Annotated in this window: 23 protein-coding genes; 15 read left to right on the forward strand and 8 right to left on the reverse strand. The window is 68.1% G+C overall.

Going from position 1 to position 19,647, the window contains the following annotated elements:
• The first annotated feature begins 123 nt into the window (after positions 1 to 123).
• Together ACWPMX_RS13590 and ACWPMX_RS13595 are read left to right on the forward strand one after the other, a co-directional pair.
• Positions 124 to 651 (forward strand): hypothetical protein, encoded by a 528-nt coding sequence (locus ACWPMX_RS13590; RefSeq protein ID WP_455700527.1) that lies wholly within the window; start codon positions 124 to 126, stop codon positions 649 to 651.
• Positions 652 to 707: 56 nt separating this feature from the next.
• Positions 708 to 1,817, forward strand: coding sequence for a calcium:proton antiporter (locus tag ACWPMX_RS13595; RefSeq protein WP_455700528.1), 1,110 nt, complete (start codon positions 708 to 710; stop codon positions 1,815 to 1,817).
• Here the strand turns inward: ACWPMX_RS13595 and ACWPMX_RS13600 are convergent.
• The 4 genes from ACWPMX_RS13600 to ACWPMX_RS13615 all read right to left on the reverse strand — a co-directional run bounded on the left by ACWPMX_RS13600 (position 1,798) and on the right by ACWPMX_RS13615 (position 6,813).
• Entirely contained in the window at positions 1,798 to 2,181 is a 384-nt protein-coding gene (locus tag ACWPMX_RS13600) for a cupin domain-containing protein (RefSeq protein WP_455700529.1), read from the reverse strand. The genes ACWPMX_RS13595 and ACWPMX_RS13600 overlap by 20 nt on opposite strands.
• Entirely contained in the window at positions 2,178 to 3,974 is a 1,797-nt protein-coding gene (locus ACWPMX_RS13605) for an AMP-dependent synthetase/ligase (RefSeq protein ID WP_455700530.1), read from the reverse strand. The genes ACWPMX_RS13600 and ACWPMX_RS13605 overlap by 4 nt, the downstream gene beginning before the upstream one ends.
• 95 nt (positions 3,975 to 4,069) lie before the next feature.
• Positions 4,070 to 5,776 (reverse strand): gamma-glutamyltransferase, encoded by a 1,707-nt coding sequence (gene ggt, locus ACWPMX_RS13610; protein ID WP_455700531.1) that lies wholly within the window; start codon positions 5,774 to 5,776, stop codon positions 4,070 to 4,072.
• 11 nt (positions 5,777 to 5,787) lie between these two features.
• A complete protein-coding gene (locus tag ACWPMX_RS13615) occupies positions 5,788 to 6,813 on the reverse strand; it encodes a quinone-dependent dihydroorotate dehydrogenase (RefSeq protein WP_455700532.1) in 1,026 nt (341 codons plus the stop codon).
• A 350-nt stretch (positions 6,814 to 7,163) separates the two neighbouring features.
• Between ACWPMX_RS13615 and ACWPMX_RS13620 the strand changes: the two genes are divergently transcribed.
• The 12 genes from ACWPMX_RS13620 to ACWPMX_RS13675 are packed head-to-tail and all read left to right on the forward strand — an operon-like array spanning position 7,164 to position 15,161.
• Positions 7,164 to 8,129 (forward strand): helix-turn-helix domain-containing protein, encoded by a 966-nt coding sequence (locus tag ACWPMX_RS13620; RefSeq protein ID WP_455700533.1) that lies wholly within the window; start codon positions 7,164 to 7,166, stop codon positions 8,127 to 8,129.
• A 41-nt stretch (positions 8,130 to 8,170) separates the two neighbouring features.
• Positions 8,171 to 8,572 (forward strand): SUF system Fe-S cluster assembly regulator, encoded by a 402-nt coding sequence (locus ACWPMX_RS13625; RefSeq protein ID WP_455700534.1) that lies wholly within the window; start codon positions 8,171 to 8,173, stop codon positions 8,570 to 8,572.
• A complete protein-coding gene (gene sufB, locus ACWPMX_RS13630) occupies positions 8,569 to 10,041 on the forward strand; it encodes a Fe-S cluster assembly protein SufB (protein ID WP_455700535.1) in 1,473 nt (490 codons plus the stop codon). Before ACWPMX_RS13625 ends, sufB begins: the two co-directional genes overlap by 4 nt.
• Positions 10,038 to 10,388 carry a hypothetical protein gene (locus ACWPMX_RS13635; protein WP_455700536.1) on the forward strand — a complete coding sequence of 117 codons (351 nt, stop codon included), beginning with the start codon at positions 10,038 to 10,040 and terminating at the stop codon, positions 10,386 to 10,388. Before sufB ends, ACWPMX_RS13635 begins: the two co-directional genes overlap by 4 nt.
• Positions 10,385 to 10,921 carry an endonuclease domain-containing protein gene (locus ACWPMX_RS13640; RefSeq protein ID WP_455700537.1) on the forward strand — a complete coding sequence of 179 codons (537 nt, stop codon included), beginning with the start codon at positions 10,385 to 10,387 and terminating at the stop codon, positions 10,919 to 10,921. The genes ACWPMX_RS13635 and ACWPMX_RS13640 overlap by 4 nt, the downstream gene beginning before the upstream one ends.
• Positions 10,918 to 11,244, forward strand: a complete 327-nt coding sequence (locus tag ACWPMX_RS13645) for a hypothetical protein (RefSeq protein WP_455700538.1) — start codon at positions 10,918 to 10,920, stop codon at positions 11,242 to 11,244. Before ACWPMX_RS13640 ends, ACWPMX_RS13645 begins: the two co-directional genes overlap by 4 nt.
• Positions 11,228 to 11,986, forward strand: coding sequence for a Fe-S cluster assembly ATPase SufC (gene sufC / locus ACWPMX_RS13650; protein WP_455700539.1), 759 nt, complete (start codon positions 11,228 to 11,230; stop codon positions 11,984 to 11,986). The genes ACWPMX_RS13645 and sufC overlap by 17 nt, the downstream gene beginning before the upstream one ends.
• Positions 11,983 to 12,393 carry a hypothetical protein gene (locus ACWPMX_RS13655; protein WP_455700540.1) on the forward strand — a complete coding sequence of 137 codons (411 nt, stop codon included), beginning with the start codon at positions 11,983 to 11,985 and terminating at the stop codon, positions 12,391 to 12,393. Before sufC ends, ACWPMX_RS13655 begins: the two co-directional genes overlap by 4 nt.
• The gene (locus ACWPMX_RS13660; RefSeq protein WP_455700541.1) at positions 12,390 to 13,133 is read left to right on the forward strand and encodes a SufD family Fe-S cluster assembly protein; all 744 of its coding nucleotides are present in this window, start codon (positions 12,390 to 12,392) and stop codon (positions 13,131 to 13,133) included. The genes ACWPMX_RS13655 and ACWPMX_RS13660 overlap by 4 nt, the downstream gene beginning before the upstream one ends.
• Positions 13,134 to 13,135: 2 nt before the next feature.
• On the forward strand, positions 13,136 to 14,317 hold the full coding sequence (locus ACWPMX_RS13665; protein WP_455700798.1) for an aminotransferase class V-fold PLP-dependent enzyme: 1,182 nt from the start codon (positions 13,136 to 13,138) through the stop codon (positions 14,315 to 14,317).
• Between the two features lie 14 nt (positions 14,318 to 14,331).
• On the forward strand, positions 14,332 to 14,808 hold the full coding sequence (locus ACWPMX_RS13670) for an SUF system Fe-S cluster assembly protein (protein WP_455700542.1): 477 nt from the start codon (positions 14,332 to 14,334) through the stop codon (positions 14,806 to 14,808).
• The gene (locus tag ACWPMX_RS13675; RefSeq protein ID WP_455700543.1) at positions 14,805 to 15,161 is read left to right on the forward strand and encodes a HesB/IscA family protein; all 357 of its coding nucleotides are present in this window, start codon (positions 14,805 to 14,807) and stop codon (positions 15,159 to 15,161) included. The genes ACWPMX_RS13670 and ACWPMX_RS13675 overlap by 4 nt, the downstream gene beginning before the upstream one ends.
• Positions 15,162 to 15,200: 39 nt before the next feature.
• Here the strand turns inward: ACWPMX_RS13675 and ACWPMX_RS13680 are convergent, their stop codons facing one another.
• Positions 15,201 to 15,626: a hypothetical protein gene (locus ACWPMX_RS13680; RefSeq protein WP_455700544.1), complete on the reverse strand. Its 426-nt coding sequence runs from the start codon at positions 15,624 to 15,626 to the stop codon at positions 15,201 to 15,203.
• Positions 15,623 to 16,318, reverse strand: coding sequence for an EI24 domain-containing protein (locus tag ACWPMX_RS13685; RefSeq protein ID WP_455700545.1), 696 nt, complete (start codon positions 16,316 to 16,318; stop codon positions 15,623 to 15,625). The genes ACWPMX_RS13680 and ACWPMX_RS13685 overlap by 4 nt, the downstream gene beginning before the upstream one ends.
• Positions 16,319 to 16,467: 149 nt before the next feature.
• Between ACWPMX_RS13685 and ACWPMX_RS13690 the strand changes: the two genes are divergently transcribed.
• Positions 16,468 to 17,463, forward strand: a complete 996-nt coding sequence (locus ACWPMX_RS13690; RefSeq protein WP_455700546.1) for an adenosine kinase — start codon at positions 16,468 to 16,470, stop codon at positions 17,461 to 17,463.
• A 21-nt stretch (positions 17,464 to 17,484) separates the two neighbouring features.
• Here the strand turns inward: ACWPMX_RS13690 and ACWPMX_RS13695 are convergent, their stop codons facing one another.
• Both ACWPMX_RS13695 and ACWPMX_RS13700 read right to left on the reverse strand, forming a co-directional pair.
• Positions 17,485 to 18,741, reverse strand: a complete 1,257-nt coding sequence (locus tag ACWPMX_RS13695) for an MFS transporter (RefSeq protein WP_455700547.1) — start codon at positions 18,739 to 18,741, stop codon at positions 17,485 to 17,487.
• Positions 18,742 to 18,785: 44 nt separating this feature from the next.
• Positions 18,786 to 19,628, reverse strand: a complete 843-nt coding sequence (locus ACWPMX_RS13700) for a hypothetical protein (RefSeq protein ID WP_455700548.1) — start codon at positions 19,626 to 19,628, stop codon at positions 18,786 to 18,788.
• Positions 19,629 to 19,647: the final 19 nt, after the last annotated feature.

Here is a 19,647-nt window from a genome sequence, read left to right on the forward strand (position 1 = left end):
GTCATGCGACGGGACGTTGCGCGATCCGGATAGTCCGCGGGCGGCCGAGGGGACTTCGTGCGCCAAGGCTAACGCGAAATTAACCATCGTGCGCGATCCTGCAGGGATCAGGGGGTACCGGCCATGGCCGTCAAGAATGCCGCGTCGATGACGATCTCAGAAATGCGCGAGTTCGCCAGCTTCTCGCCCGCCGAGCAGCGCTATATCCGCCGCAGCCTCGACATCGGGCTCGGGCGGCAGGATGCCTTCAAGCTGTGGGCCCGCTCGGTCGACGAGAACGCGGCGATCCGCAGCCAGTACGTCGCTTACCAGGACCTGAAACTGCTGCGCGCGGCGATCCCGGCGGAAACCGGGTTCGAGTGCGTCGAGGGTTTCATCGGCAAGCTGACCCGCGTCGCCGCGTTCGACCTTGCGCAGGACCGGATCGAGAGCTTCTCGGCCTTCCGTTTCCTATACGAGCGGCTGCTGGGGGCCGAAGCGCGGCCGTGGCTGCCGAGCGCGTTCTGCGCTGCCGCCGCGCTGCCGCAAATCAAGCCGAGCCGCCGCAAGCTGCTGCTCCAGTCGTTGTCCGAAGCCGCCGCCACCGCGCCCGGCTGGTCGGACCGCGCGCCGAGCTTCTATCCCGAATACATCGAACGCGAAGCCGCCTGAGCCCTTTTTGCCTTGGCGGGTTGGCCCCGCCGCGGCAATCTGGCTAGGGTCGCCGGGTGACCACCGCCACCCAACCCACGCTTCGCAATATGTTCGGCCTCAGCGCCTGGTTCGTCGCCCTCCCGCTGCTCGCGCTCGGCGCGCTCGCATTCGGCAAGCCCGATAACGGCGTCGGCGTCGCCATCGCGGCGCTGCTGCTGGGCGGCGCGGTGATGGCGGCGGTCTATCACGCCGAAGTCCTCGCGCATTATCTCGGCGAACCCTTCGGCACACTGACCCTCGCGCTGGCGGTGACGGTGATCGAGACCTCGCTGATCGTGTCGATCATGCTGTCCGAAGGCAGCGCGGCGCAGGCCCTGGCGCGCGACACGCTGATCGCGGCGATCATGATCACCATCAACGGGATCGTCGGCATCTGCTTGCTGGCGGGCGGGCAGGCGCATCATGAGCAGCGCTATACCCAGCAGGGCGTTAGCGCAGGCCTTGCCATGCTGGCGACGCTCGCGGTGCTCACGCTGGTGCTGCCGAACTATACTACGAGTGCGCCGGGGGCGTTCTACAACGGCCAGCAGCTCGTGTTCGTCGCGGTGGTATCGCTGATCATCTACGGCACCTTCGTGGTCGCGCAGACGATCCGCCACCGCGAGCACTTCCTCCACGATGCCGACGAGGACGACGGCCACGACCACGCGCATGAGCCGCCCGTACCGCGAGCCAAGGCGATGGCGGCGGCGGCCGCCCTGCTGGTCGCGCTGGTGGGCGTTGTGCTGCTGGCGAAGAACCTCTCCCCCGTGATCGAGGCCCAGGTCGCCGCCGCCGGGGCACCGCGCGCGCTGGTCGGCATCATCATCGCCGCGCTGGTCCTCGCTCCCGAAGGTTTCGCCGCGCTGCGCGCCGCGCGGGCCAACCGGGTGCAGACGAGCCTCAACCTCGCGATCGGATCGGCGCTGGCGACGATCGGGCTGACCATCCCGGCGGTCGCGACCGTCGCGCTGGTGCTTGGGCTGGAGCTCGAGCTCGGCCTGTCGATGCGCTCCACGGTGCTCCTCGCGCTGACGCTCTTGGTCGCCACGCTGACGCTGAGCCGCGGCAAGGTCACCGTGGTCCAGGGCGTGATCCACCTCGTGATCTTCGCGACCTACCTGTTCACGACGGTGGTGCCGTAAGTTCCTCGACGATGAGATAGGTGACCGTCGTGTCGCCGACGTTGCGGACGCTGTGCCACGGGGTGCCGTCGCTTCGATAGTGCGAGCCGGTGGCGATCTTCGCGATCCGCACCCCGCCCGCGTCGGTCAATTCCATCGTCCCGCCGCTCAGCGCATAGCCGAAGTGCGCCGGATGGAAGTGCCGCACGTGTCCTCCGCCGGGCGGGAAGGTGCAGCGCAGCGTGCGGGTATGCGTTGCCCGGTGCAGCAGTTCGCACACCGGCTTGTCGTCCCAGCCGGCCTCCAGCGCAGATGGCAGCGTCGCATCCTCGCCTGCGATCGCCGAACCGGCAAGCAGGGCGAGGCCCGGCAGGATGACCCTCATCCCCTGTACAACGCGTCCATCCGCGTGCCGTAGCGTTCGCGGATCTTGTGGCGGCGGATCTTGAGGCTCGGGGTCATTTCCTCGTTATCGGTGGTGAAGGGCTCGTCCGCGAAGGCGAACTGGCGCACTTTCTCGATCACCGAGAGGTCCTGGTTGGTCCGGTCAACCGCGGCGCGCACCGCGCTGCGGAAAGCGGGCAGGTCCTGCAGCGCCTTGCAATCGAACTTCTCGCCGTTGGCCTTGGCCCACTCGACCATCCATTCGGCATCGGGCACGATCAGCCCGACGAGGTAGGGGCGCTTGTCGCCGCTGACCATCGCCTGCGCGATCTCGGGCTGCAGGGTCAGCATCCCCTCGATCTTCTGCGGCGCGACGTTGTCGCCCTTGTCGTTGACGATCATGTCCTTCTTGCGGTCGGTAATGACGATCCGGCCTTTCGCATCGAGGTGCCCGATGTCGCCGGTGTGCAGCCAACCGTCCTGCAGCGCCTTGTCGGTCTCCGCCTTGTTCTGCCAGTAGCCGTGCATGACCAACTCGCCGCGCACGAGGATCTCGCCGTCCTCGGCGATCCTGACCTCGACCCCGCGCAAGGGCGGCCCGACGGTGTCCATCTTGATCCCCGCCTTGGGGCGGTTGCACGAGATCACCGGACCCGCCTCGGTCTGGCCGTAACCCTGCAGCATGGTGAGGCCCATCGCCTCGAAGAAGGTGCCGACCTCCGGGTTGAGCGGCGCGCCGCCCGAAACCATCGCCTTCATCCGCCCGCCGAAGCGCGCGCGGATCTTGGGCCGCAGCAGCTTTTCGATGATGAGGTCGGCGGGCCGGTCGCGCAGGCGCAGCTTGGGATGCGCGGCGATCTGCAGCGCGCGGGTCATCAGGTAGTTGGGGACCTTCCCCTGCTTCTCGATCAGCTTCATGATCCGTGCGCGCAGCACTTCGAACAGGCGCGGCACCACGACCATGATCGTCGGGCGCGTCTCCTCGATATTGCTGGCGAGCTTTTCGAGCCCTTCCGAATAGAAGATTTCCGCCCCGACCGCGATCGGCAGGTACTGGCCGCCCGTGTGCTCGTAGGCATGGCTCAGCGGGAGGAACGAGAGGAACCGCTCGTCGTCGGCGATGCCGAAATCCTCGTTCAGGACGTCCGCGGCCCCAGCCACATTGCACAGGATCATGCCGTGGTGCTGCAGCACTCCGCGCGGCGCGCCGCCGGTGCCGCTGGTGTAGATGATGCACGCGGTATCGCCGCGCCCGATCTTGCCGATCCGCGCTTCGACCGCGGCGCGCGCGGCCTGCGCATCGCCCTCGGTCATCGCGGACCACTGATGGCAGGCGATCTGGCCGCCCTGGTACTGGCGGATCGAATCGATCGCGATCACGTGCTCGGCAATCCCGGTGCGCATCATCGCCGGGATCAGCGGCTTCGCCAGCTTGTCGTTGGACACGATCACCGCGCGCGCGCCGGAATTGTCGAGGATGTGCTGGTGGTCGCGTTCGGTATTGGTGACGTAGGCCGGCACGGTGACGCAGCCGGCGGCCATGATCGCGAGGTCGGCGATGCACCATTCGGGCCGGTTCTCGGACACCAGCGCCACGCGGTCGCCGTCCTGCAGCCCCAGTGCGCGCAGGTTCTCGGCCAGGATGCAGACCGTGTCGGCCACTTCGCGCCACGTCCGCGTCTGCCAGGTGCCGCCGATCTTCGTGCCGAGGAACGGGCGGTCGGCTTTGGCGTCCGCGCGCTTCAAGAACAGTTCGACGAGATTGTTGGCGGAATCGATATCGCTGAGCTGCAAGGCCCCACTCTCCTGCTTCCCGAACACCCGGGGTGCTGCCGCCTTTAACGGTCGGTCTCGGGCTTAGGCTCCCGCGGCCGTAGCGACAAGCGGTGTCACGGGGCGTCGAGCAGCGTTTCCATCCGCGGCTCGCGCGCCGATTGCCAGCCCGTGGTCGTGCGGAGCAGCGCGTTGACCTTGATCGGCGCCTCGCCGGAGCGGATCTGCGCATGGCCGAGCGCGCGCAGGCGGTCGCTCGCCGCTTCGAGCCAGGTGCCCTTTTCCACCAGGATCGTGTCTACATAGGCCATGGTGAACGGCAGCCCGAGCGCGGCGTCCGCGTCGAGCCCGAAGTCGATCATGCCGATGATCGCGCGGGTGGTCGAAACCGGGATCGTCGCCCCGCCCGCCGCGCCCACCGCGATGATCGGTTTGCCCGACGGGTCGTAGATCACCATCGGCGCCATCGAGCTGCGCGGCCGCTTCCCGCCCTCGACCCGGTTGGCGACGAGTTTGCCGTCCACCGACGGCGAGCGGCTGAAATCGGTTAGCTCGTTGTTGAGGAAGAACCCGCCGCTCATCAGGCCCGACCCGAACGCGCTTTCGATCGTCGAGGTGTAGCTGACCATCGTGCCGCTCTTGTCGACTGCGGAGAAGTGCGAGGTGCCATGCTCCTCCGGCTCGTCGCCGTCGGCCAGCGCCATCTGCGCGCTTGCGGGCACACCCGCCTTGGGGCTGGCGATCGACTTCGCCGGGTCGATGAGCTGGCTGCGCTGTGCGAGATAGGCGGGATCGACCAGGCCCGCGACCGGCACTGCGATGAAGTCGCTGTCGGCGGCGTAAAGCTCGCGGTCGGCGTAGGCGAGCCGCTGTGCTTCGAGGAAAAGGTGCCAGGTCACCGGATTGTCGGCGCCCAGCGATTTCAGGTCGAACCGCTCGAGCATCTTGAGGATCTGCAGCACCGCGATCCCGCCCGAACTCGGCGGGCCCATGCCGCACAGTTTGTAGCCGCGGTATGTGCCGCAGACCGGCGGGCGCTCCTTCGATTCGTAGGCGGCAAGGTCGCCCGCCGTCATCGGACGCGGTCGCGGGGTCTCGGCGGCCACCGTGGCGGCGATCGCCTCGGCGCGCGGGCCGGTGTAGAATGCCTTGGTGCCGCCCTTGGCGACCGCTTCGAGCGTCTGCGCGAGCGCTTCGTTCTTCACCAGAGTTCCCGCAGGGAGCGGCTTGCCGTCGGCGCCGAAGAACAGCGCGCGGCCGCTGGGCGTCCAGGCGGCGCGGTCTGTCGTCTGGGTGAGCGAACCGACGAGGCGCGGGTTCATCCTGAAGCCGTCACGGGCGAGCGCAATCGCCGGATCGAACAGCCTCGCCCACGGCAGCTTGCCGTGCTCGGCGTGCGCCTTTGCCGCGAGCGCGAGATTGCCGGGGACGCCCACGCTGAGACCGCTCTTGATCGAGGCGTCGAACGGGGGAAGCGAGCCGTCGGCGTTGAGGAACCAGTCGTTGCCCGCGCCCGCCGGCGCCTTTTCGCGGCCGTCGAAGCTCTCGACGCTGCCGTCGGCCGCGCCGCGGACCATGAACCCGCCGCCGCCGATGCCCGAGCTCTGCGGTTCCACGACAGTCAGCGCGATCATCGTCGCGATCGCGGCGTCGACCGCGTTGCCGCCCTGCCGCAGCATGGCGAGGCCCGCCTCCTCGGCGCGCGGGTCGGCGGCGCTGACGTTGCCCTGCACCGCGGTCGCGGGCGAGGTTTCGGTGGGGAGGGTGGCGCAGCCCGCGAGAAGCGGGAGCGCGGCGAGCGAAACGATGAAGCGGCGCAGCATTGCGCGCGGTGCTACTCGCTCCCGACCGCCTCCGCAATCGACGTGAAGCCGTCGCGTTTCATCTTGGTCTCCAGACCGCGCACGATCCGCTTCGCCAGGCCCGGGCCTTCGTAGACGAGCGCGCTGTAGAGCTGGACGAGGCTGGCCCCTGCGCGGATGCGCTGCCAGGCATCTTCCGCTCCGCGAATGCCGCCCACGCCGATCAGCGGCAGATCAGTGCCCGCGATTGCGCGGAAGCGGCGGATCTGGTCGAGCGCCAGCGGTGCGAGCGGCACGCCCGACAGGCCGCCGGTCTCGTCCGCGTGCGACGAGCGCAGTGGCGGGCGCGACACGGTCGTGTTGGCGACGATCAGCGCGGCGATCCCGCAGTCGAGCGCCACGCGCACGATCCGCTCGTGATCGCCCTCGGCAAGGTCGGGCGCGACCTTGAGGAAGACCGGGGGGTCGCCGGCCATTCGCTGGTCGCGGATCGCCTCGAGCAATGCTTCCAGCTCGCCGCGCGCCTGCAGGTCGCGCAGGCCCGGCGTATTGGGCGAGCTGATGTTGACCGTCAGGTAGTCGGCGGCGGGCCGAAACGTGGCGATGCCCTTGAGGTAGTCGTTGATCCGGTCGGGCGAATCCTTGTTCGCACCGACGTTGATGCCGAGCACGCCCTTGCGGTCGCGCTTTTCCAGTCGGCCGATCGCCGCGGAGGCGCCGCCGTTGTTGAATCCCATGCGGTTGATCACCGCGCTGTCTTCGGCAAGCCGGAACAGGCGCGGCTTGGGATTGCCCGCCTGCGGGCGCGGCGTGAGCGAGCCGATCTCGACCGAACCGAACCCGAGGCCGAGCATCTTGTCGGGAACTTCGCCGTCCTTGTCGAACCCCGCGGCGAGGCCGACCGGGTTGGCGAACGCGATCCCCGCGACCGTCGTCGCCAGCGGACCCGGTGCGGGCGGGGTCAGCGTGGGCAGAAGCTTCAGGCCGGCGATCGTCATCCGATGCGCGCGTTCGGGATCGAGCGCGAAGAGGGCGGGAGTGGCCAGGCGATAGAGCATTCCGATCGCCTATGGCGTGGAGGCGCGACTCTGTCGAGAATGGACCCAAAATGCGCAAAACGTCGAAAACATACAACAAAAGGTGCCCCGATTAGCCGTTTTGCGTCGCTTTCATACAATCCGCGAATCACGAATCGCCGTATCTGACCCCTGCGACCCGAAGGGCTCGAAGCTTTCTTGGCAACGAGTTCCTCCACTTTACGGCGGTCCTGGCTCCGGCTGGGACCGCCTTTTTTCTATCACAAGGAAATAATTCGCGATTGGCGCATTGTCCGGTTGCTGGAGAGCAGCCGGGATCGTAACCGCTGCCCCGGGTCGCATCGGCAGGAATCGGGGGATTTCCGGAAGCGATGCATCGCGCGCTGACCGCAGACTGGCATGCCGAACGGGGCGCGATCGACGACGCGCTGACCGAACAGGCTCTGATGCGGCTCGACTACATCGCGCCGCCAGCGGACTTGCAGCCGTACGTCACGACCTATTTCCTCTTCCGCTGCGACGAGATCGATATTCGCGACATGCAGCCTGCGGCGGTCGGCCAGTTCCAGATCTATCTGCGCGGGCACGGCGTGATGTACTATCCGCACGGCCGATCCGATCCTTCGTTTCCGGTGACGGTCCAGGGGCCGACCACCGTCGCCGCGCCGTTCGAGGTGAACGGGCCGTTCCATGCCTTCGGTGCGGCGTTGTCGGGTCTCGGCTGGGCGGCACTCACTGGCCTAGCCGCCGACAAGTCGGCCGACCGCCTGCACGATGCTGCAGGTGTTTTCGGGCATGATGCAACTGCCATCGGCGACGCCGTCCGCGCGGCGTACGAAGCCGATCCGGAGATGGACGGACAGGCGCTCGCCGACATCGTTTCGGCCTTTCTGCGACCGCGTATCCGCCGCGTGCCGCAGGGGCACGTCCAACTGCTGCGCCAGGTGGCGGGCTGGCTTGGCGGCGGGTTCAATCCGCCCACACAGGAGCTCTACGACGCCAGCGAATATTCGCCGCGCCAAGTCCAGCGCCTCGTCGCGCGCTACCTCGGGTCGGGGCCGACGCACCTCATGCGCATCTACCGCGCCACTCGCGTCGTGGCACTGCTCTCGCAGACAGACGTGAGCGAGGACCGTGTCGCCGAGCTGACCGAGGTCTTCTACGACCAGTCGCACATGATCCGCGAAATCCGCGAGTTCACCGGCCGCACGCCCGCGCGACTGCTGGCGGAGGACGATTCGATCCTGCGCACGTTGCTCGATGTGCGCAATTTCCGCGAGATCCACCCGCAGGTCGCCCCTCTCCCGCCGCTTGAAAGCAAGGGCGACGACGCCTAGGTGCAATTCGGACCGAATCATTCCGAATTGACCCGATTGCAATGCGCCTCTCGAACCTAGCCGATTACGCCGTCGTCACGATGAGCGCCGCGGCCCGCCACTGCGGCGGGGGGCGGACGAGTGCGGGCGAGCTGGCGGCCGAGACCGGCCTTCCCGCGCCAACCGTCGCCAAGCTCGTCAGCAAGCTGACCGCCGCTGGCCTCCTGCGCTCGGTGCGGGGCGCGCACGGCGGCCTGCAGCTCGCGCGCCCGGCGGCGGCGATCACGCTCGCCGACATCGTCGAGGCGGTCGAGGGGCCGATTGCGCTCGCTGCGTGCTCGCACGGCGAATGCGCGGCGGAGAGTTCGTGCACCGTCCGCCCGCACTGGCCACTCGTCAATGAAGCGCTGCATGGCGCGCTGTCGAGCGTCTCATTGAACCGTCTGGCGCAGGTGCAGGCATGACCGACGATGCAACCATGACCGATATCGCCGCCCGCGAAGCGGCCGCCCGCGCGGCGGACTACGAACACGGGTGGTCTGCCGAGATCGAGACCGAATTCGCGCCCAAGGGCCTCAGCGAAGACACCGTCCGTTTCATCAGCGCCAAGAAGGACGAGCCCGAATGGATGCTCGACTGGCGGCTGAAGGCGTTCCGCCTGTGGCAGACGATGAAGGAGCCCGACTGGGCGAAGCTCGGCTATCCGGCGATCGATTACCAGGACGCGTTCTACTACGCCGCGCCGAAGAAGAAGCCCGAACTCGAATCGCTCGACGAGCTCGATCCCGAGATCAAGGCGGTCTACGACAAGCTCGGCATCCCGATCGGGGAGCAGGAAGTGCTCGCGGGCGTGCGCAAGGTGGCGGTCGACGCGGTGTTCGACAGCGTCAGCGTGGCGACCAGCTTCCGCGCCGAGCTCGAGCGGGCGGGCGTGATCTTCCGCTCGATCAGCGAAGCGATCCGCGAATACCCCGACCAGGTGCGAAAGTGGCTAGGCAAGGTGGTGCCGCAGCACGACAACTACTTCGCCACGCTCAACAGCGCGGTCTTCTCGGACGGGACGTTCGTCTACATCCCCGAGGGCGTGCGCTGCCCGATGGAGCTCAGCACCTATTTCCGCATCAATGCCGAAAACACCGGCCAGTTCGAACGCACGCTGATCATCGCCGAAAAGGGCAGCTACGTTTCGTACCTGGAAGGCTGCACCGCGCCGATGCGCGACGAGAACCAGCTCCACGCCGCGGTGGTCGAGCTGGTCGCGATGGACGACGCCGAGATCAAGTATTCGACCGTACAGAACTGGTACCCCGGCAACGCCGAGGGCGTCGGCGGGATCTACAACTTCGTCACCAAGCGCGGCCTGTGCCAGGGCGCGCGCAGCAAGATTAGCTGGACCCAGGTCGAGACCGGCTCGGCGGTCACGTGGAAGTACCCGAGCTGCGTGCTTAATGGCAGGGACAGCGTCGGCGAGTTCTACTCGGTTGCGGTGACCAACAACTTCCAGCAGGCCGACACCGGCACGAAGATGATCCACAACGGCAGTGGCAGCCGCTCGACGATCATCTCCAAGGGCATCTCGGCGGGCAAGAGCAACAACACCTACCGCGGCCTCGTCCGCGTCGGCGCCAATGCCGAGAACGTGCGCAACTTCACCCAGTGCGATTCGCTGCTGCTGGGCTCGACCTGCGGCGCACACACCGTGCCCTACATCGAGGTCAAGAACCCCACCGCGCAGATCGAGCACGAGGCGACCACCAGCAAGATCAGCGACGACCAGCTGTTCTACGCCATGCAGCGCGGGCTTGGGCAGGAAGAGGCGGTGGCGTTGATCGTCAACGGTTTTGCGAAAGACGTGATGAAACAGCTGCCGATGGAGTTCGCTGTCGAGGCACAGAAGCTGCTGGCGATCTCGCTCGAGGGGAGCGTGGGGTGAACCTCGCTGACAAAATCATTGGAGCCCACGTTGACCGGGTCTGCTTTGGTTTAGCCCACTTTCAGCTCGGCCTGACGAAGGGCGACGAGAGCTTCACGCTGAGCTCGTCTGCCGATATTTTGCTTGAGGATGGAGGGTCAGACTTCCGCGACCAGGCTGCTCCGACGGGGCTCACCGCTCTAGTTGGCAAATATGTTAAGGGTTTTGATCTCAGCGATGCTCCCAGAGCCGGTCAACTCCGGTTCGAAGAAGGGAATGTAGTCCGAGTGGCCTGGCCAGATGTGATTTGCGACACCCTTTTCATTATTCACGTTGATGGAAGCGATGAATGGGACGCGGTCGGATGACCACCCGCAAGACCCTCCAGCTCCGCTCGCCCGACGAGACCGCCGATGCCGCGCCCGCGATCAAGAAGAAGGGGCGCGGGTGGGAGATTTCCGACAAGCGGCTCGATGCGCTGCACGACATGGCGCGCGAGATGCGGCGGCATTCGACCCCTGCGCACAAGGCGCTCGCCGAGCGGTTCGCCAAGGCCGATCTCGGCCGGTACAAGTTCACCCGCCACGCGGTGATCGGCAGCGCGATCGTCGATTTCGGCAGCCCCACGCTCGGCATGGCGATCATGCTCGACGAGGAAGGAGCCGATCCGGCGATCTCGAAGCGCCGCGACAAGAGCCTGAACGCGGTCGGCATCAAGGTGATGCGGATCGCGGCGGCCGACGTGCTCGACAACATGGACGCCGTCCTCGCCCGCATCACCGCCGGGATGCGGATGCGCATCGCCGACAAGAAGACCCGCGCCCGCGAACACGCCGCGCAGAACCCCAACCAGGACTGGTCGCGGCCAGGCAGGCGGCCCGCCGAAAGGAAGCCCGAATGATTCGAGTCCCGTTCGTTGCCGCGCTGGCGGTTACAGCGCTCGCCGCGCCTGCGGCCGCCGAAGACTTCGGCGCCGCCGCCGCCGAAGGACGCCTGCGCGGGTGCCTGCTCGCGGGCTCAACCTCCGCGCTCGACGGCGATTTGCGTACCAAGGTCACCGAGGTGCGCGCGTTCTGCGGCGCGCAGATCGCCCGCGTCCGCGACCAGCGCACGGCGGGCCTGTCGGGTGACGCCAAGGCGGCTGCCGTTCGCAAGCTCGATGCCGAGATCGCGCAGTCGATCGCCCAGTTCACCGGAAAAGATGCCAATGCTCTCGATTCGTAACCTGCACGCCACTGTCGGCGAGGCGGAGATCCTGCGCGGCCTCAGCCTCGAGGTCGGCGCGGGCGAGGTCCATGCGATCATGGGCCCCAACGGCGCGGGCAAGTCGACGCTGGCCTACACGCTCGGCGGGCGGCCGGGTTACGAGGTGACCGGGGGTTCGGTCACGCTCGGCGGCGAGGACCTCCTCGCCCTCGAACCGCACGAGCGCGCGGCGGCGGGGCTGTTCCTCGGCTTCCAGTATCCGGTCGAGATTCCCGGCGTTTCCAACGTCCAGTTCCTGCGCGAGGCGCTCAACGCGCAGCGCAAGGGGCGGGGCGAGGAGCCGCTGTCAGGCGGCGAATTCCTCAAGCTCGCGAAGGACAAGGCCGCGCTGCTCCGCATGGACATGGACATGCTCAAGCGGCCGGTGAACGTCGGCTTCTCGGGCGGCGAAAAGAAGCGCGCCGAAATGGTCCAGATGGGCATCCTCGATCCCCAATTCGCAGTGCTCGACGAAACCGACAGCGGGCTCGACATCGATGCGCTGAAGATCGTCGGCGAGGGCATCAACGCGATCATGCGAAAGCCCGACAAGGGCGTGCTGCTGATCACCCACTACCAGCGCCTGCTCGACTACGTGAAGCCCGACCGGGTGCACATCCTCGCCAAGGGCCGGATCGTGAAGTCGGGCGGCCCCGAACTCGCGCTCGAGCTCGAGCGCGAAGGCTACGAAGGGGTCTCTGAAAAGGTGGGGACGGCATGAGCTGGCTGGTCTCCGCGCTGTTCGTGCTCGCGCAAGCGAGCGGTGCCGCCACGCCGCCCGCGAACGTGGATACCTCGAAGGTCGATCCGAAAGTCGCCGCGCAGGTCCCGGTGATCGCAGGCAAGCTGCAGCAGTGGCGCGGCACCTGGGCGGCGGTCGACGGCAAGCTCGCGTGCAAGACGGTCAAGACCTCGGGCGACGAGGAGATCGACAAGATCGGCTGTTTCGCCACGCTCACCTGCGTGAAGCCCGCCTACCCCGCGCTGAAGGCGATCGCCGACGGCAAGGGCACCGCGGAAGAGAAGCAAGTGAAGATGAAGGCGAAGCTCGCCACGCTCGACCCGTGCCTGAAGCAGAACCGCGGGCAGGGCATCGCGGCGCTGGCATTGAAGCGGGGCGGCGCGTGACCTTCGCCGTGCTCCCCACCACGCGTGACGAGGACTGGCGCTACGCCGATCCCGACGCGCTGGCGGCGCTGGAGCCGGCCGCGCTCGACGTGTGGCACGAGGCCGTGCTCGCACCCGGCGAGACGCGTGCCAAGGACCTGATCCTCGATGCCGCGTACCCCGGCCTCCACCGCGTGCGGCTGGACGTAGCCGCGGGCGCGCGGGCGGAGCTGTTCGCGGTGCTCTCGGCACCCGAATACACCCGCCTCGAGGTCGAGGTGACGTTGCACGAAGGCGCGCATTTCGAACTCGGCGGCGTGACCATCGGCGGCGGCGACGCCACGCGCGAGATCGTCACCCGCGTGCACCACGCAGAGCCCGGCGGCACCAGCAACCAGGTCGTTCGCGCGGTCCACTGGGGCAGCGCGACGGGCAACTTCCTCGGCCGGCTGGCCGTCGCGCGGGACGCGCAGAAGACCGACGCCGCCCAGAGCTTCAAGGGCCTGCTGCTGTCGCGCGGAGCCTCCGCCAACGCCAAGCCCGAACTGGAAATCTTCGCCGACGACGTGAAGTGCGCGCACGGCGCCGCGATCGGCCAGATGGACGAGGCGGCGGCGTTCTACATGGCCGCGCGCGGACTTCCCCCCGAGGCCGCCAAGGCGCTGCTGGTCCGGGCCTTCGTCGCCGATGCCTTCGCCGCGCATGGCGAGCCCGACGCGCTGCTCGAAGCGGCGTTGGGCGTGCTGGAGGGCGCGGCGTGACCATGATGCAGGCCATCAGCCGCAAGGCCGATTTTCCGGGGCTCGTCGGCCCGGGCGGGCAGCCGTGGCACTACCTCGATACGGCGGCCACCGCGCAGAAGCCGCAGGCGGTGATCGACGCGGTGACCCGCGCGATCGGTGCCGACTATGCGACAGTGCACCGCGGGGTCTATTCGCGCTCGGCGCAGATGACGCTCGGCTACGAGGCGGCACGGCGGCGGGTCGCTGCCTTCGTCGGAGGGCGCGAGGAGGAGCTGGTCTTCACCCGCGGCGCGACCGAGGCGATCAACCTCGTCGCCTACTCGTATCCCGACAAGGGCCGCGTGTTGCTGAGCACGCTCGAGCATCATTCGAACATCGTGCCGTGGCAGCTCGCCGGGTGGCAGGTGGACGTCTGTCCGCTGACGAGCGACGGCCGGATCGACCTCGACGCGGCCGAGGCGATGCTCACGCCCGAGCACACGATGGTCGCCCTCGCGCACGTGTCGAACGTGCTCGGCTCCACGCTCGACGTGCGCCGCGCGGCGGACCTTGCCCATGCGGTCGGTGCGAAGCTGCTGGTCGACGGGTGTCAGGCGGTGCCGCGTCTGGGCGTCGATGTCGCCGCGCTCGACTGCGATTTCTACGCCTTCTCTGCGCACAAGCTCTACGGCCCGACCGGGATCGGCGCGCTGTGGGGGCGGGCGGAGCTGCTCGCTGCAATGTCGCCGTGGCAGGGCGGCGGTTCGATGATCGACCGCGTGACGTTCGAACGCACGACCTACGCCCCGCCGCCGCAGCGGTTCGAGGCGGGCACCCCCGCGATCGTCGAAGCGATCGGGTTTGCCGCCGCCTGCGACTATGTCGCGGGTGTGGGGCTCGACGCGATCGAGGCGCACGAGGGCGATCTCGTGCGGCAACTGCGCGATGCACTTCGCCCAATGAACGATGTGACGCTGTTCGGGCCCGAGGACAGCGCGGGCATCGTCAGTTTCGCGATCGAGGGGGTGCATCCGCACGACCTCGGCACCATATTGGACGAGGAGACCGTCGCGATCCGCGCCGGCCACCACTGTGCGCAGCCGCTGATGGAGCACCTCGGCGTGCCCGCCACCGCGCGGGCGAGCTTCGGCCTCTACAGCGACCACACCGATATCGACGCGCTGATCCGCGGGATCGAGCGTGCCAGAAGAATTTTCTCGTGACTCAGGATCTTCGCATGAATGAGCAAACCCGGTTCGAGACCGAAGAGGTCGGGAGCGTCGCGAAGCCGCCGCGCGCGAGCGTCGAAGACGCGGTCGAGACCCCTACCGAAAAGCTCGAGCGCAAGCGCGATTACCTTGAGGGATTCCTCGCGCAGAAGCCCGAAGTCGCTCACGCGGGCGAAGTCGGCGGCGATCTCTACGAAGCGATCGTCGAGGCGCTGAAGGACATCTTCGACCCGGAAATCCCGGTCAACATCTACGACCTCGGCCTGATCTACGGGGTCGAGGTGACCGAGGACGGCGATGCCAAGGTCACCATGACGCTGACCACCCCGCACTGCCCGGTCGCCGAATCGATGCCGGGCGAAGTCGAGCTCCGCGTCGGCAGTGTGCCCGGCGTCCGCGATGCCGAAGTGAACCTCGTGTGGGACCCGCCGTGGGGACCGGACAAGATGACCGACGAGGCGCGACTCGAACTGGGAATGTTATGACCGACACCAAGCTCCGCACCCGTCCCGCCGCCGTGATCCTTACCCCCGCCGCCGAGGCGCGGGTGGCCGACCTGATGGCCGAGGCGCCCGACGGCGCGATCGGCGTCAAGCTATCGACTCCGCGCCGCGGCTGCTCGGGCCTCGCCTACTCGGTCGACTACGTCAGCGAAGAGACCCGGTTCGACGAGAAGATCGAAACCCCCGGCGGCACGTTCTACATCGACGGGCCGAGCGTGCTCTACCTCGTCGGCAGCACGATGGACTGGGTCGAGGACGATTTCACCGCCGGGTTCGTCTTTACGAACCCCAACGCCAAGGGCGCGTGCGGCTGCGGCGAGTCCTTCATGGTTTGAATTCCGCCAAAAGGGGCTGCTCGGGGGGAAATTCGTGCCCTACTTTTTCAGCGCCCTGACGCAGCTCGCGCGGTCGACGTCGAGGCCGTCGCTTGCGCGGCGGGCGTCGACCCAGGTCGCGGTCGGCTGGCCGCCGGGCGCGGGCGGGTAGAGGTAGACGTCGAGCACGCAGGCCTCGCCCGAGAACTGCAGCTTGCGCGCGTCGCCTTCCCACACGTCGAGCCGCGGGGGGCCGAACTGGCGTTGCAGGCCCGCGGTGTCGGACCCGATCACGCCTTCGAGTCCGGGCAGGTTCATCACCTTGGCCGCGCGAAAGCCGCCGCTCGGCGGAGGGGCGGGGCGCGTCGCAGGGACCGCCTGCGTGCGCGCGGTCGTCACGGGCGCGGGGGTTGAGGCGACTTTGGTCCCGGTCGAGGGACCACAGGCGGCGAGCGCGAGCGGGAACAGCAGGGGCAAGTATTTCACGGGCGACCTTTACGCGAATGGACGAGGTGCGTCGCCGCCGCCGCGCCGAGCACCGGGGCGAGGAGGTTGAGCAGAGGCACCAGCAGCACGGCGGCCACGATCCCGCCCAGCGCGAGCCGTGTCAAGGCGCCGAGCGGCGGCGCGTCCTGCCGGCCAGATGACGAACGAGGCGCCCGGTGGCGCAGCCAGACCATGTCCTGCAGCTCGCGCCCGAGCAGCCAGGCGTTGACCGCCCAGAACAGCAGCGCGGTGCCGATCCCGGTGACCAGCAGCAGCAGCGCGACGGGCAGCGCGACCAGATTGACGATCACCGCCCGCATGAGCCCGCCCAGCGCATTCCGGGCGTCTTCCGCGAACGGCAGGTCGCGCGCGGCGGCGGCTTCGGCGGGATAGTGCCGCGCTTCGACCGCGTGGACCACCTGGTCGGCGAAGAACTGCAGCACCGCCAGCGCGAGGATACGAAAGGCGAGCCAGCCCGCGATGATGCCCAGCACCAGCGCGATCAGCCCGCCGACTTCGCCCCAGCCCGCTGCATAGCGCTCGATGGCGAGCGCCGCTCCGCGCCACAACGCAACCGCCAGCGCGGCGAAGATCGCCAGCGTCACCCCCATGCTCTTGACGAGCACCGCCAGCACGCGGCGATCGCCGAGCTGGCCCACGGCGCGGGCGAAAGCGGAAGGCACTCCGATCATTCCTTGCGTCCTATCGCTTCGCTACTTGAGGACGATCATTCTTTTTCGTCCTATCGCTTCGCTGCTTGAGGACGGCCTTCTCCACGCTTGGCCAATCGGGCGCAACCCGCTAGGCGCGCCGGGCTTTTCCCAGATCCGAGGATTCCCGAGTGCCCGAACCCCGTTACGACGTCATCGCCATCGGCAACGCCATCGTCGACATCATGGCCCCCGCCGACGATGCCACGATCGAGCGGCTGGCGCTCAACAAGGGCGGGATGACCCTGGTCGATGCCGACGGCGCACGCCGCCTCTACGACGCGATGGGGCCGGCGAAGGAAATCTCGGGCGGCTCTGCGGCGAACACGCTCGCGGGTCTCGCCGCGCTCGGGGCGGACTGCGCCTTCATCGGCCAGGTTGCCGACGACCAGTTCGGCCGCGTCTTCGCACATGACATCCGTGCAGGCGGCATCGCCTTTGCCACCCCGGTTCGCCCCGACAGCGAGCCGCCGACCGCGCAGTGCCTGATCTTCGTGTCGCCCGATGGCCAGCGGACGATGAACACCTTCCTCGGCGCGAGCCAGTTCCTCCCCGCCGCCGCGCTCGACGAGACCGAGATCGCCGCCGCGCGCGTGCTCTATCTCGAAGGCTACCTGTGGGATCCCGAGGAACCGCGCGCCGCGATGCGCCGGGCGATCGAGGCGGCCCGGGCTGCCGGACGCCAGGTCGCGTTCACGCTGTCCGAGGTGTTCGTGATCGAACGCCACGGCGACGACTTCCGCGCGCTGATCGCGGAAGGCCTGATCGACGTGCTGTTCGCCAATCACACCGAACTCGCGGCGCTGACCGGCGAAAGCGACTTCGAGGCGGGGATTGCCGCGCTGAAGGACAAGGTGCCGACACTGGTGGTCACGTGCGGCGCGGACGGTGCGACCGCACTGAAGGACGGCGCGCGCGCGACGGTGCCATCGGTGGCGACCAGCGTGGTCGATACGACCGGTGCGGGGGACCTGTTCGCCGCGGGTTTCCTGTTCGGGCACGTGAAGGGCGAACCGCTCGAGACCTGCCTCAAGCGCGGGGCGATCTGTGCGGCCGAGATCATCAGCCACTACGGCGCGCGGCCCGAGGCGGACCTTGAGGCGCTGATGGCCGAAAAGCTCGTCTGACCGGGCCGAGCAGCGCGGGCGCTACTGCACCCCTTCGCCGCGCGCGGGCATCGGCGCAGACAGGCGCATGACGACGAGCATGGCGACGAGCCAGACGGCGGCCGAGGTCAGCGCAGCGCCAAGTCCTAGCCAGTCGGACATCGCGCCCCACACCCAAGCGCCCAATGCCATCGCGCCGAAGGTCACCGCTTGGTAGATCGACAGGCAGCGGCCGAGGATCTCCTCAGGCGAACGCACCTGCATCGCGACGTTGAGCGTGGTGAACGCGGTGACCCACGCGAACCCGGCGCAGGCCGCGGCAGGCATGGCAGCGGGCACCGACCCGGCCAGCGCGATCAGGACGATACCCAGCGCGAAAACCAGCGTCCCGATGCCCATGACGACTTCGGTCCCGTAACGGCGGCGCAGCGGCGGGGTCGTGAACGCGGCCAGTATCGAGCAGACGCCGAACACGCCGAGCAGCAGGCCGTAGTCGATTTCGCTGCCGTCGAGGCGCTCGCGCACGATCGCGGGCAGCAGCGCCTGGTATCCGGCAAACCCGAGCCCGATAGTCGCGCCGCGCAACAACACCCGCCGCACCGGGATGGAAGACGCACAGAATCGCAGCCCGCGCGCGATCGACTCGAGCATCGGCGCCCGGACCGGAGGAGCGAAGCTGGGCCGCCAGCGCAGCAGCACCGCGATCAGGATCACGTAGCTCACCGCGTTGACCGCAAACGCAAGGCCCACGTTCCACAGCGAGATCAGTAGCCCCCCGAGCGCCGGGCCGACGCTGCGCGCCAGGTTGAAGGCGATCGAATTGAGGCTGATCGCCTGCGGCAGGTCCGCCCGGCCCACCTGTGCGCGGACGGAGGCCTGCCAGGCGGGTCCGTTGAGCGCGGTCCCGGTGCCGACGAGCAGCGTCAGCGCCAGCAGGCTCCACGGTTCGATCACTCCTTCCCACGTGATCACCGCCAGTACGCCCGATGTGACAAGCATCCCGACCTGCGCGACGAGCATGACGATCCGCCGGTCGTAATTGTCGGCGATCGCCCCGGCGAACACGCCGAACAGCAGGATCGGCATCGTCGTCGACGCCTGCACCAGCGCGATCAGCAGGTGGCTGCTCGTCAGTTCGGTCATCAGCCAGGCCGCGGCGACGCCCTGGATCATCGAGCCCATGTTCGACAGCAGGTTCGCGGTCCAGATCGCCCGGAACGCCGGATGCGCGAACGGGGCGAGCGCGCGGCCGCTGGCCAATAGTCCGGTGCGTGGCGGGGGACTCTGCGGTGCGTCCATCGCGCTCGCCGATGCGCCCCCCGCCGCGCACCGTCAACCGCGTCTCAGGCGGGTGCGGCGTCTCCGCCCTTCGAACGCCGGCGGCGCCGCTTGCGTTGGGGGGCGGCGTGCCAACCGAACCAGCAGGCCGCTCCGCCAACCGCGGCCGCGAGCGACAGGGTGATCGTATCGGGGATCGCGGCGTAGGCCTTGAAGACCTCTCCGATCGCCGCGTTGCCCGGAGTGACCCACATTACGACCGCCTGCAGCATCATGAACGCCGAAGCGATCAACCATGGGGCGCCGTGCTTGCGGTCACGGGCGTAGAGCGCCAGCGCGAACACCGTGGCGATCGTGTCGCCGACGACGATCGTGTCGAACAGCGCCTGCGGCCCCTCGCTGCCGATGACGTTGAGCCACGGCAGGTAGGCGTCGATCACCCGGCTGAACGGCGATTCGAACAGGATCAGCGGTGTCGCGAGCATGTAGCCCGCGTGGAGTTTCACGGTCCGCCGGTTCTTCAGCGCGAGATAGAACAGCGTCAGGTATGCGGCGATGGCGATGACCATGCCAATCGCGAACGAGGGTCCGGCGAACGCGATGAACTCGCCCTCGTTGGCTGCGAGACGGGCGGCAGAATGGTTGATGATCATCGTCAGCCCGACGATCAGCAGCGGGAACAGTCCGAAGCTCGCCCAGCCCATCGTCTTGTGGTAGGCGTTCATCCGTCGCTGGATGGAAACGTGCTGGACGATCAGCAGCAGCAGCCACGCGATCGCGGTCATGGCGTGGACGTGGAACGCCAGCGGCAGCGCGGTGCGGATGGGGGCGAAATAGCTCGCCCAGAAACCCGCCAGGATGACCAGCAGGACGAAGCCCACGAAATAGTGCGCGTGGCGATATGGCATTGCGGTTCCTTCCCCTCAA

Source organism: Tsuneonella sp. HG094, from assembly GCF_053819285.1.